Origin of the sequence: Photorhabdus sp. RW14-46, from assembly GCF_963887965.1 — a bacterium.
GTDB classification, from domain to species: Bacteria; Pseudomonadota; Gammaproteobacteria; order Enterobacterales; family Enterobacteriaceae; genus Photorhabdus; species Photorhabdus laumondii.
In genome coordinates, this window is sequence record NZ_CAWPHH010000018.1 from 38,881 (window position 1) to 51,176 (window position 12,296).

The 12,296-nt window shown below is 39.4% G+C and carries 13 protein-coding genes; 7 read left to right on the forward strand and 6 right to left on the reverse strand.

Features of this window, described 5'->3' with window-relative positions; all coding sequences use genetic code 11:
* Positions 1-59 precede the first annotated feature (59 nt).
* Positions 60-2,657 carry a bifunctional aconitate hydratase 2/2-methylisocitrate dehydratase gene (acnB, locus tag AACQ38_RS14895; protein WP_109791774.1) on the forward strand — a complete coding sequence of 866 codons (2,598 nt, stop codon included), beginning with the start codon at positions 60-62 and terminating at the stop codon, positions 2,655-2,657.
* A 1,015-nt stretch (positions 2,658-3,672) separates the two neighbouring features.
* Here the strand turns inward: acnB and AACQ38_RS24125 are convergent.
* Together AACQ38_RS24125 and AACQ38_RS14900 are read right to left on the reverse strand one after the other, a co-directional pair.
* Entirely contained in the window at positions 3,673-3,792 is a 120-nt protein-coding gene (locus AACQ38_RS24125; protein ID WP_082302924.1) for a Dabb family protein, read from the reverse strand.
* A complete protein-coding gene (locus tag AACQ38_RS14900) occupies positions 3,789-3,968 on the reverse strand; it encodes a Dabb family protein (protein WP_011147785.1) in 180 nt (59 codons plus the stop codon). The genes AACQ38_RS24125 and AACQ38_RS14900 overlap by 4 nt, the downstream gene beginning before the upstream one ends.
* Before the next feature lie 375 nt (positions 3,969-4,343).
* Between AACQ38_RS14900 and AACQ38_RS14905 the strand changes: the two genes are divergently transcribed.
* From AACQ38_RS14905 to AACQ38_RS14915, 3 genes are all read left to right on the forward strand, one after another.
* On the forward strand, positions 4,344-4,715 hold the full coding sequence (locus AACQ38_RS14905; protein ID WP_011147783.1) for a YacL family protein: 372 nt from the start codon (positions 4,344-4,346) through the stop codon (positions 4,713-4,715).
* Between the two features lie 138 nt (positions 4,716-4,853).
* Complete coding sequence (gene mscS / locus AACQ38_RS14910) at positions 4,854-5,726, forward strand: small-conductance mechanosensitive channel MscS (RefSeq protein WP_165578471.1); 873 nt, start codon at positions 4,854-4,856, stop codon at positions 5,724-5,726.
* Between the two features lie 160 nt (positions 5,727-5,886).
* A complete protein-coding gene (locus AACQ38_RS14915; protein ID WP_165578472.1) occupies positions 5,887-6,030 on the forward strand; it encodes a hypothetical protein in 144 nt (47 codons plus the stop codon).
* A gap of 124 nt (positions 6,031-6,154) precedes the next feature.
* On the opposite strand, the gene AACQ38_RS14920 is transcribed toward AACQ38_RS14915, so the two are convergent.
* The 3 genes from AACQ38_RS14920 to AACQ38_RS14930 form a co-directional block, all read right to left on the reverse strand.
* On the reverse strand, positions 6,155-6,682 hold the full coding sequence (locus AACQ38_RS14920; RefSeq protein WP_242685598.1) for a GNAT family N-acetyltransferase: 528 nt from the start codon (positions 6,680-6,682) through the stop codon (positions 6,155-6,157).
* The gene (darE, locus tag AACQ38_RS14925; RefSeq protein WP_165578474.1) at positions 6,682-7,980 is read right to left on the reverse strand and encodes a darobactin maturation radical SAM/SPASM protein DarE; all 1,299 of its coding nucleotides are present in this window, start codon (positions 7,978-7,980) and stop codon (positions 6,682-6,684) included. Before darE ends, AACQ38_RS14920 begins: the two co-directional genes overlap by 1 nt.
* A gap of 187 nt (positions 7,981-8,167) precedes the next feature.
* Entirely contained in the window at positions 8,168-8,317 is a 150-nt protein-coding gene (locus AACQ38_RS14930) for a hypothetical protein (RefSeq protein WP_157852141.1), read from the reverse strand.
* Positions 8,318-8,887: 570 nt separating this feature from the next.
* Here AACQ38_RS14930 and argO point away from each other — a divergent pair.
* Both argO and AACQ38_RS14940 read left to right on the forward strand, forming a co-directional pair.
* Positions 8,888-9,511, forward strand: a complete 624-nt coding sequence (argO, locus tag AACQ38_RS14935; protein WP_011147779.1) for an arginine exporter ArgO — start codon at positions 8,888-8,890, stop codon at positions 9,509-9,511.
* Between the two features lie 113 nt (positions 9,512-9,624).
* Complete coding sequence (locus AACQ38_RS14940) at positions 9,625-10,347, forward strand: oxidative stress defense protein (RefSeq protein ID WP_011147778.1); 723 nt, start codon at positions 9,625-9,627, stop codon at positions 10,345-10,347.
* Here the strand turns inward: AACQ38_RS14940 and AACQ38_RS14945 are convergent.
* The gene (locus tag AACQ38_RS14945; RefSeq protein ID WP_011147777.1) at positions 10,344-11,246 is read right to left on the reverse strand and encodes a LysR family transcriptional regulator ArgP; all 903 of its coding nucleotides are present in this window, start codon (positions 11,244-11,246) and stop codon (positions 10,344-10,346) included. The genes AACQ38_RS14940 and AACQ38_RS14945 overlap by 4 nt on opposite strands.
* A gap of 380 nt (positions 11,247-11,626) precedes the next feature.
* Here AACQ38_RS14945 and AACQ38_RS14950 point away from each other — a divergent pair, with 380 nt between their 5' ends.
* Positions 11,627-12,181 carry a hypothetical protein gene (locus AACQ38_RS14950; protein WP_011147775.1) on the forward strand — a complete coding sequence of 185 codons (555 nt, stop codon included), beginning with the start codon at positions 11,627-11,629 and terminating at the stop codon, positions 12,179-12,181.
* Positions 12,182-12,296: the final 115 nt, after the last annotated feature.

Consider the following 12,296-nt stretch of genomic DNA (forward strand, 5'->3'; position numbering starts at 1 on the left):
GTTCTAAGGCGGGTGCAGAGCCGGGTAGATAAAATGACAATGAGAGCGAGGAGAAAGTCGTGCTAGAAGAATACCGCAAGCACGTAGCCGAGCGTGCAGCCCAAGGTGTCGTCCCTAAACCATTGGACGCGACACAAGCGGCGGCGCTGGTTGAGTTACTGAAGAGCCCACCAAAAGGTGAAGAAGATTTCCTGTTAGATTTGCTGATTAACCGTATTCCCCCTGGCGTTGATGAAGCGGCTTATGTAAAAGCCGGTTTTCTTGCCGCCATTGTGAAAGATGAAACCATTTCACCGCTAATTACGCCAGAAAAGGCGGTTGAGCTGCTTGGAACGATGCAAGGTGGTTATAATATTCATCCTTTGATTGATGCTTTGGATAATGAAAAACTGGCTCCAATTGCAGCTAAAGCGCTCTCTCATACTTTGTTGATGTTTGATAACTTCTATGATGTAGAAGAAAAAGCAAAAGCAGGTAATCCACAAGCCAAACAAATTATGCAATCTTGGGCTGATGCGCAGTGGTATCTGGAACGCCCTGAATTGGCAGAAAAAATTACAGTCACGGTATTTAAAGTGACGGGTGAAACAAACACTGACGACTTATCTCCTGCGCAGGATGCATGGTCACGCCCTGATATTCCGCTGCATGCTCTGGCAATGTTGAAAAATGCTCGCGAAGGGATTGTCCCGGATCAAGCTGGTGTTATTGGTCCAATCAAACAGATTGAAGAGCTGAATAAGAAAGGCTATCCGCTGGCTTATGTCGGTGATGTGGTTGGTACAGGTTCTTCCCGCAAATCGGCCACTAACTCAGTATTATGGTTTATGGGCGACGATATTCCCTTTGTGCCAAATAAACGTGGTGGCGGTGTCGTTCTGGGCGGTAAAATTGCGCCAATCTTCTTCAATACGATGGAAGATGCCGGTGCGCTGCCAATTGAGCTGGATGTGAACAAATTAAATATGGGGGAGGTAATTGATATCTACCCATATAAAGGGGAAGTACGTCACCACGAAACCAATGAGTTACTGGCTGAATTTGAACTGAAAACAGATGTATTGTTGGATGAAGTGCGTGCGGGTGGCCGTATTCCACTGATTATCGGCCGTGGTTTGACCAGTAAGGCGCGTGAGTCTCTTGGTTTACCCCCCAGTGATGTCTTCCGTCAGGCGAAAGCGGTTGAAGAAAGTCGTCGCGGTTTCTCCTTGGCTCAGAAAATGGTTGGTCGGGCATGTGGCACTGTGGGTATTCGCCCTGGTGAATACTGTGAACCTAAAATGACCTCTGTTGGTTCTCAGGATACAACTGGCCCAATGACCCGTGACGAACTGAAAGATCTGGCGTGTTTGGGTTTCTCTGCGGATCTGGTAATGCAGTCATTCTGCCATACGGCGGCTTATCCTAAGCCAGTTGACGTCACTACTCACCATACCTTGCCTGATTTCATCATGAATCGTGGCGGTGTTTCTCTGCGTCCGGGTGATGGCATTATTCACTCATGGCTGAACCGTATGCTGTTGCCTGATACCGTTGGTACCGGTGGTGATTCTCATACGCGTTTCCCGATTGGTATTTCCTTCCCGGCGGGTTCTGGTCTGGTAGCGTTTGCTGCTGCGACGGGGGTGATGCCTTTGGATATGCCAGAATCGGTGCTGGTTCGTTTTAAAGGGCAGATGCAGCCCGGTATTACTCTGCGTGATTTGGTTCATGCGATTCCTTACTATGCGATTCAGCAAGGTCTTCTGACGGTTGAAAAGAAAGGTAAGAAAAACATCTTCTCTGGCCGTATTCTCGAAATCGAAGGTTTGCCAGATCTGAAAGTTGAGCAGGCATTTGAGCTGGCGGATGCTTCTGCGGAGCGCTCTGCGGCGGGCTGTACCATTAAATTGGATAAAGCACCGATTATTGAATACCTGCAATCCAATATTGTGCTGCTGAAATGGATGATTGCCGAAGGTTATGGTGATCGCCGTACTTTAGAGCGTCGTGTAACGGGCATGGAGAATTGGCTGAAAGATCCTCAATTGTTGGAAGCTGATGCTGATGCAGAATATGCCGCAGCTATTGAAATCGATCTGGCTGAAATCAAACAACCTATTCTGTGTGCACCGAACGATCCCGATGATGCCCGTTTACTGTCTGATGTGGCTAACAGTAAAATCGATGAGGTTTTTATCGGTTCTTGTATGACTAACATTGGTCATTTCCGTGCAGCCGGTAAATTATTGGATCAACATAAAGGTCAATTACCAACTCGCTTGTGGGTTGCTCCGCCAACGAAAATGGATGCAGCTCAACTCACAGAGGAAGGTTATTACAGCATCTTTGGTAAGAGTGGGGCACGGGTTGAAATTCCTGGCTGTTCCTTGTGTATGGGTAACCAAGCCCGCGTTGCTGACGGTGTAACTGTGGTCTCCACTTCGACTCGTAACTTCCCGAATCGTCTGGGGACGGGGGCGAATGTTTACCTGGCATCGGCTGAACTGGCGGCTGTGGCTTCTTTGTTGGGACGTTTACCTACACCGGAAGAGTACCAGCAATTTATGGCTAAAGTTGATGAGACTGCGGAAGATACTTACCGTTATCTCAATTTTGATCAACTGAACCAATACACTGAAAAAGCGGATGATGTGATTTTCCAAACCACGGTGTAATTGCGATACCAATGAATGGGAGGTAAAAACCTCCCATTTTAGATAATGATAAAACGAGTGTTAGTTAAGAAAATTCGTTTTTTGCCCGTTAGTGTGGCTTTAAATACTGGAAAAAAGACAAGCATATCATGAAAAAAAATAAAAACTTTAATCATTAAAGGTAAAAAAACAGTGATTAAGGATTTTTTAAAGGAGGTAAAAAGTTTCATTCTATAACTGATATTAAAAGAGAAAACATTAGGAAGAACGGATTTTAAATTGATTGAAGTGATAAAATAACAATATTAACCGCATTAAAAAATTAACAATGAAAAAAGAAAAAGCGTTTAGTAGTATTAAAAACCATTAAATAAATTGGATTTTATTTTAATGCTATTAATAAACCTGTTACTCTTTATGGTTTTAAGCCTAAAAAAATAAAAACAGAAAAAACCTAATTATCGGCATAATAAAATCCCAAAATACATGATTTTACAGCATACAGATCGGGTTAATTTCAGTGCTATTATGTTGCATTTATTATGCAAAACCATGATAATTTAAATACTCCTTAAATACTCCTTAAATACTCCTTAAATACTCCTTAAATACTCCTTAAATACTCCTTAAATACTCCTTAAATACTCCTTAAATACTCCTTAAATACTCCTTAAATACTCCTTAAATACTCCGGTTTAAACTGGTTTTATATTGTTTTAACCCATCCGGTTGTTATATCTTTTTAATCATTTTCAATGATATATACCGTTATCCTCCAAGTTGCCTCTTTGTTGGCTGCACTCGCTCACCCCGGTCACATCGTTATCTATGCTCCCGGGGGTTCACTCCCTTGCCGTCGCGATGCATCTTGAAATCCATAAGGTATAATTATTGATTAAATATTTAAATTCCCCATGAAAAGATGCGTAATTTTATTTCTACCAATAATCGGCGTACCTAATTATTCTTAGACGTGCCGACAATATTCATTATGTTGAACATTGATTAGCAGATGGTTATTTACCATAAATGAAAATTACACTTCATAATCAAAGACGATGATATCAGCGACCGAATCTATAAGGAGATCTTTTAATTTATCATGCGCTGGGTGAGGCAAATAGTTTGCAATAGCTTTATGATCATCAAATGTCATGGTGATAGCATGTGTAAAACCTTTTTTTTGTTTTCACTACTTACATGACTTCCCCACTCGATAGAAGAAATGCCTTTGATCTGATGCTGCATGGAAATAGCGGTATCTCTTATCGTCGTTAATTGTTGTTGTTTTATCTCGGATGTGAATTTTAACAAAAGAATATGGCGTATCATAATGGCTCCTGAAAGGTGTTTTTGTTTTTGCTGACAAGATAGAAAATAAATTGTTCTATTACAAGATCCTTGAATATATCTCATCAATTAGTGGATGTGTATTCGATTTTGCTGTTTTTGTTTCTCTGAGATATTATTAATTATAGTGTATTTGCCTATATTTGCACTGAGGCTGGACTCTCCTCCGATGAAAGCCATCGCGGACACAAACCTCAAGAATAACTTGGGGGTGTATATTTCGGTTATCCCGGTGAAAACCATGCCGTTGTGTCAGCATAGAGGCTTTAATCTCCCACTTCTTGGCAGTTTGTGGGCTGATTTTGAGGCGGAATTGCCAGGAGATATTAAAATGGAAAGAACGCACCAGAGGTAATGATGGAATACGAATTTTTGCTGGATGTCACTGGACTGGTGACTAGCCGGTTCTCGATGGATCACGAAGCTATTGGTCAGTGGCTGAATGAAGAAGTTAAAGGTGATTTGGCGGTGATAGATAAGATTGCCTCAGCGTTGGCCGAAATTAAAGGTAGTGAACGTCAATGGCAACTTGTAGGTCATGAATATACGCTGTTAATGGATGACGAAGAAGTTATGGTTCGTGCCAATCAGCTTGAGTTTGAAACTGATTCGATGGAGGAGGGCATGAGTTATTACGATAAGGAGAGCCTGGCTTTTTGCGGTACCAAGGATTTTATTGATATGTTGGCCGATTATCGGGATTTTATTTTGCAAAAGTACGATTGGTGAGAGGCTGTATATAGACAAAAATAATTCTCTGGCACGATAGGTTTTTTTCTTACTGTTATATGGTTGCTATGAAGGATAGTCATCGAGTAATTTTACTCAATGGTAGGTTAAATAGTTAAAGAATCAAGGTGGTTTTAAATGGAAGATATCAATCTGTCTGGTGGCATTAATGAAGCTACAAGTTGGCTTATTAATCATCAGGATTTAATTATTCAATATCTGGTCAATGCTGTTGCTGCTATTCTCATTCTTGTTCTGGGATTGATGGCGGCGAAACTCATTAGTAAGGGTGTAAAAAGAGTTATGTCATTGCGTGGCATTGATGTAACGGTATCAGATTTCCTGGCTGCTGTTGTTCGTTATTTGATTATTGCGTTCACTATTATTGCAGTTTTGGGCAAATTAGGTGTTCAGACGGCTTCTGTCATTGCGGTTATTGGTGCGGCTGGTTTAGCTGTTGGTTTAGCTTTACAAGGTTCTTTGTCCAATTTTGCCGCAGGGGTATTGTTAGTGGCTTTTCGTCCAATCCGTGCGGGTGAATATGTTATTCTGGGCGCGGTTGAAGGCACTGTTGTTCAAGTGCAGATTTTCTCTACTACATTGCGTACAGCAGATGACAGAATTATCGTGATCCCGAATGGGAAAATTATTGCAGATAATGTTATTAATACCAGCCGTGAACCGAATCGTCGAACCCAGATTATGGTCGGTGTGGCGTATAATGCGGATATTGACGAAGTTAAAAAAGTATTAGGCAATGTTATTGCCGCAGACAATCGTATTCAGCATGAAAAAGGCGTGACGATTCGTTTGCATGAAATGGCTCCCTCTTCACTGAATTTTATTGTGCGTGTATGGACCACCAATGGTGATGCTTGGGAGGTTTATTGGGATTTGATGGAGGACTTTAAACGCACATTGGATAAACACAATATCAGTATTCCTTATCCGCAAATGGATGTTTATTTGCATCAGAACCAAGCTGTGTCGCAGAATAGGGTGAGCGATTAAAGTTTGATTATCATCACGATCCTCTTCGCATATATTAAGGTATCGATGTTGGCGTTATTATTGGCAGAATTCAGTCCGGTTGGTGATTTATTGATTTTGTGATCGTTCAGACCGGATTGAGTTACTGCGAAATAATCCCTTATTTTTAACAACCATCTGGTTGTTTTATACCCTATGGATTTCAAGATGGATCGCGACGGTAAGGGAGCGAATCCCCGGGAGCATAGACAACTATGTGACCGGGGTGAGTGAGCGCAGCCAACAAAGAGGCAACTTGAAAGATAACGGGTATATCTCGGTATGATGATATTGTTGAGTTAAATAGAGAGACTAATAACCTATCCCATTAGGCTGTTTTATTTGCCATTGTTTGCAATAATTACGCCTATTGGGATAGACTCTGATATTGATAGTTAAATACCAGTCGTTTAAAAAGGTTCTATTTCTTTTGTCATCCATAATACTGTATTAGAACCATCTATTTGCAAATCAATGGGTTTATACCCAATTTTCATATAAAATCGCAAAATATATTCATTGTTTTTATAGAGTTGTATCGCCAAGCCAACATTTTTTACGTTAAGTCGTTGATAACAAATTTCTTCTAATTTGCGAGAGAGAGGAAGTGCTATGCCATTTCTCCTCCACTTTGGATTAACCCAAAGGTCATGGAGTTCAATAATTCCCTGGTCATTAAATGATGTGCGTTCAGATATTAAGAGAATATGTGCCATACCGACAAACTCTGTATTATGACTACATAGTATAACTATTCTCTTTGATTCTTTAATCTCACTCTGGCATAACTTAAGGTATTCAATAGGTCTTAATTCTCCTGAGTTCACCATTATATCATGTATATCAACGATTTCTTCATTGCTCAATTTTGATTCTACAAAAGTGAATTTATTCATTTCAGTTTTATTAAAGTTAGTGTTTTTATTGTTATTTCCCATCATAAAACTCCAGAAATTGTATTAAGTAGCTTGTCAGTTCCGCAACATGCTAATATATCTGAGTACATTTTATTATGTTTCCTGTTACTTACTCTCGTTTGTGGGCATCCACCGTGACATAAATGAAACCACTGGCAATTTTTCATGTTGTTATTATTAGTGATTTCTTCTTTTTCTGATTTTTCATAATGTATAGAATTCTCTAACAATGTTTTTAAATCATTATCTAGCAATGAACCATAGTAAAAATTTTCGCTTCCGACGTATTTATCACATGCAGATACGGTTGCATTTGGCTCAATTGTAACAACTTCTTGATGGCATTTTTCTGACCAATAACATGACATCAGAACATTACTAGCACCTTTCAAAACACCAACAAATGAGTTAAATAAAGGAATGTTAATTGTGTCTTTATATTCCTTCCACCAAATTAGAAATAGTTCCGAGAGAAAGTCCATGTATTCGAAGTAATTGACATAACTGTCACCTGGAGACTCTCCTGGAAGCAACCTGTTATCTGGAACGATATCCAGAAAAACAAGATCATTGAGGTTTATTCTTGCAAAATAGCTTAATAGTTCTCTTTTATTTGCTTCAAGAATAAGCCGATCAACGACAACTAGCCCTCCATATTTAATATTGTTATTTCTAAATGTTTGTATTGTTTTTTCTATTCTTTTCGAAGTACCAACGCCTTTTAGATCAACTCTTCTGCTATCATTAATTTCGGGGTGACCATCAAGACTTATTCCAACACTAATATTCAATCTTTTTATCAATGCTATCCATTTTTCACTGATATTCACAGCATTTGTTTGTATCGCATTGGTAACGAATTGGTTATCTCTCTTAATATGTTGTTGTAACCAAATGAATTTTATGAAAAATTCAGGTCTTAATCTTGTAACTTCACCGCCATGCCATACAAATTCAATTCTAATTAAATCAGGAATATCGAGGATCCTTTTCGTCATAGCAACTAAACTGCTAAAACTCATGGTATTATTTTTCCCTTCAGCCCATGAATGGCAGTAGGAACATCTTAGATTGCATAATCTGGTCGCTTTGGTAACAACAACAAGTTTGTTAGATCCCAACGGTTTTGCTTTTATTTTTTTCTGCATTTCATTTTCATAAATTTCTATTTCCTCATCAGAAAGGATATCTTGGATTGGAATTTTCTTTATATCTTCATATGCGTATAGTTCCTGAGGGATTTTAGGTCTTTTTTTAGTGTAATTAGTACTCATATCGCTATTTACATCTATATTTCTTACTTCTATTTTTTCGTTCATCTTAACCTCTCTTTTAAGTGTTATTTTTGTAGATGGTTTTTATTCAAACTGTGTAAAGTTATTAATACGCATATACAGTACATCAGTATTGAGAATGTAAAATGATAAATAAAATAGCGTTAATGGGATTAATTTTAGGTATAGGTACTGACTACCAATGCCGTTGTTTAAGTTAAATTGTTAGTGTTTAGAATCTAAAGGTCCATTGAGAAAGCTCAGGATAATTTTCGTATTCTGATTTATCTCTGTTATCATTAATCTCTCTATTATCTTTATTTTTACTATTCTCCCCCGGAGGGGATAATTTAGCATCATGATTTTTTGTAGATACGTTCATATGCAACCCCATTTTCTATTGGCTTGATAGTCAGTAATTAAAGAGTAGTTAATGTTGCGAATAAATTCCAATAATCCATGGTTTTTTTATGGTTGTCTCATTTTATAAAGTAAGCGGTTAAGTGTTTGCAATTTATCGTAACAGGTTATTTTTTTATGTGGTTATCATTAAGAGGTTTATGGCAAGATTCGATATTGGTAATATTTGATTTCTGTATTAATATGATATTAAATTGTTTTAGATTGGTTTAGTATCTTTTCAGCATTGCTTCGGAAAAAATAGTTATTTATGATAGTGAGTGCCGCCAGTAATAATGATTGCTAATATAATTCAATCGATAATTTATTTCTTTTAATTTTTACAGAATTAAGGGTTTATTAATGTTTTGAATGGGTATTAGCTTGATTTTTTTGAATTAATAAAATGATTTTCCTGTAAGAATCTGATTTTTGGTTGGTTATTAAAATTTCTTATGATCGATTAGAAACATTTATTTCCTCTAATGAGCTATTCTTCTTAATATTCTGAACATTGAAATAGCAAAGTGAATAATTATTGAGGAGTTTTTTTATGTTATCGACATTTGTGCAGGGTTTTTTTCTTAGCGCAGCAATGATTTTGCCTCTTGGCCCACAAAATGCCTTTGTCATGCAGCAAGGTAGCAGGAGACAATTTCATTTGATGAGCGCAACTTTGTGCGCGATCAGTGATGGTTTTCTGATTGGTGTCGGTGTATTTGGTGGTAGTGCATTACTTAGTCAGTCAACTTTACTCTTGCAATTTGTCACCTGGGGAGGTGTTGCTTTTTTATTCTGGTATGGATGGGGGGCCTTACGTGTGGTTTTGTTTGCCAATGTTGAATTGGCGCAGGTAAATAATTCAGTAAAAAACCGTTGGCGGGTAGTTGCGATCATCTTTGCGGTCACTTGGTTAAATCCGCATGTTTATTTAGATACCATTGTTGTTCTGGGTAGTATTGGTGGTCAGTTATCTTCAGACCTCAGGCCTTGGTTTACTTTTGGGGCGGCAAGTGCTTCTGTTAGTTGGTTTTTTTCTCTGTCATTGCTGGCTGCATGGTTTTCCCCTGTGCTAAGTAAGCCGCTTTCTCAACGGATTATTAATGGGTTTATTTGTATCATAATGTGGTATATCGCATGGCAACTTGCTAAGCAGGGATTGCTAATTTCTGATTAAGCTGAACACTTCTTTGCATACACTCTCTGTGTTAGTGTTTTATTCATCCCATGTATATTTCGGTTTTTCCGTGGGATGAACATTTTCTGTAACAGGTTTTCTTCGGAGGTTGTGTGAAATTAAAATCATTGGGGTTGGCCGCCATGTTAAGTGCCGGGGTGCCACTTGCTGCACAGGCTGCTGATTTACCCGGAGTCCCTCATGTTATTACTTCTGGTAATGCGGTAGTGAAAGCAGAACCGGATATAGCAACATTGCTGATTAACGTCAATATTGCGGCTAAAGATGCTTCTGGGGCTAAAAAGCAGGTTGATGAACTGGTTGCTAAGTATTTTGATTTTCTGAAAAATCACGGTATTGAAAAGAAAGATATTGATGCTGCGAATTTGCGTACTCAGCCTGATTATGAGTACGATAATGTATCGGGCAAATCGGTGCTGAAAGGCTATCGTGCGATCCGTTCAGTGGAGGTGAAGGTTCGTAAGTTAGATCAACTTAATGATCTGCTAGATGGTGCATTAAAAGCGGGTTTGAATGAAATCGTATCTGTTCAGTTTGGTGTGGACAATCCGCAAAAATATCGTGATGAAGCCCGCCAGAAAGCGATTGAGAATGCAATTGAACAAGCTGGTGCCTTGGCGAAAGGCTTTAATAGCAAAGTTGGCTCGATATACAGTATCAATTACCGAGCACCAGAGGTGATTGATCACATGAAGTATCGCAATACTGATGTGATGATGTCGGGAGGTGCTGCTGCTGGAGTGGGTGAAACTTACCAGCAGGATAGCATCAACTTCAGCGATCAGGTTGATGTGGTTTTTGAGCTCAAACCTTAATTAATATCATCTTGTCTTAACATCTGACGCCCAAGTTTCAACAGGGCGTCAGTCACTTTTTTCATAGTCCTGCTTTCCGGTGCAAAACGATGCCAGTAGAGCATCCGGCGCTGACATAAACCCGGTGTCAGGTCGATCAGTTCACCATTTTTCAATTCTTGATCAATCTGCAAATGTGGGATCATACAACAAGTGGAACCCTGTTTTGCCAGTTGTACAAAGGCTTCAGATGAGTTGACGATATGACATGGAACGCTACCCGGTGATAATTCGAAGTTCTGTTGTAAAAATGCCTGATGCATATCATCCAGATGGTCGAATGCAACTGCTGGGGCTTTTAGTAACGCCGAACGGGTAACCCCATTTGGGAAATGGCGGGTCGCAAATTCTGGTGAGGCGACAAACAGATAATCCAGTGCGCCTAGTTTATCAATCAGACAACTGGGTAAAGGCTGTGGTTGAATACTGACTGCGCCAACGACTTCACCTCTTCTTAGCTGTTCTTGAGTCCGAGTTTCATCTTCAACTTGAATATTGAGTCGGATAGGTAAATCAGCGAGTACCGGATGTAGAGCTGGTAACAGCCAGGTTGCTAAGCTGTCAGCGTTGACGGCTAATGAAAGCAGCAATGGAGTATCGGTCCCCTGTTCATTGCCTAGCCATTGTTCTTCCAACAACTCTACCTGATGCAATAGTGCCAGTAGTTTTTGTCCTTGTTCGGTAGGGCGTGGAGGAACGGTGCGTACCAATAGAGGCTGACCGAACAGATTTTCCAACTGTTTGATACGTTGAGAAACTGCGGATTGAGTGATACAGAGTTTCTGGGCAGCGCGCTCGAAGCCGCGTTCTCGGATCACTGCATCCAGGGCTTGTAGTGTTCGGTAGTCAGGGCGTTTCATTATAGAAAGATTCTCCATTTATTTTTCTGAATATCACTATGCCATATTTTTCTGATGTATGAGGCAATTTATCTGGTGGGCCGTAAAATCCTACTTTTCAGAAATCAAGCATGTTATACCCAATTTGGATAAATTTTTGTTGGTTGGTCGCCTTTGGGAAGGGGGTTCCATTTTTGAAGGTTGAGTTTGTTGACGTGGTTGAATAGGCGATATGCTCAGGAGAAAGCACTGGGTGAAGCTGTTTTTGATAGCTTAATGATGAATTTTTGATCGAGCTAAAGGTGGTTTGCATGTTTCGCTTAAGTGTAGTCTTTCAATAAAGTTGTTAAAAAATCGTTATTTTTGGCTATTTAATAACAATATAAGTAAGGTTGCTTTTTATGCTGTCACTGAAACATGTTGCACAATTAACGTATAATACTTTGCAGTTATATATGGATCAGAGAGGAATAGATTTGGCGGTTGGTCCTATCTCTGACAGCGATGCAAACATGCTAACAAAAGCGTATGGTGAGCTTAACTGGGAATATTATATTACAGAAGTCGGTAATCGACATGACTGCTTCAGCTTATGCATAAAATTTGTCGTATCAAGGGAAAATCTCCAAATTGAATCTGCTCCGGCTGGAGTCGCTTTATCGACATATGATTTGAACGATAAAAGTTTTAACATCCATGTATTGGAAAATTTTGTGAAGGATATGGAAAATCATCCGTTGCATAGAAAGATGCTTTTGTATACTCTGTATGCAACTTTGATTTTCATGAATGTGGCTGATGGTGAAGACGTCAGGATTCATGAACCCGTTAAGGATAAAATAGCTTACTATCGCTCGTTTGGTTTTGAGCTAGAGCGTTGTGGGTATGTCATGTCATGTGATATTAAGACATTAACGGCAAAGTTGAAGAGTAGGTCTAAGGCGTTAGTTCTTTGACATCTCTGCATTTATATGCGTGTTATATACCTTATGGATTTCAAGATGGATCGCGACGGCAAGGGAGTGAATCCCCGGGAGCATAGGTAACGATGACCGGGGTGAGCGAGTGCAG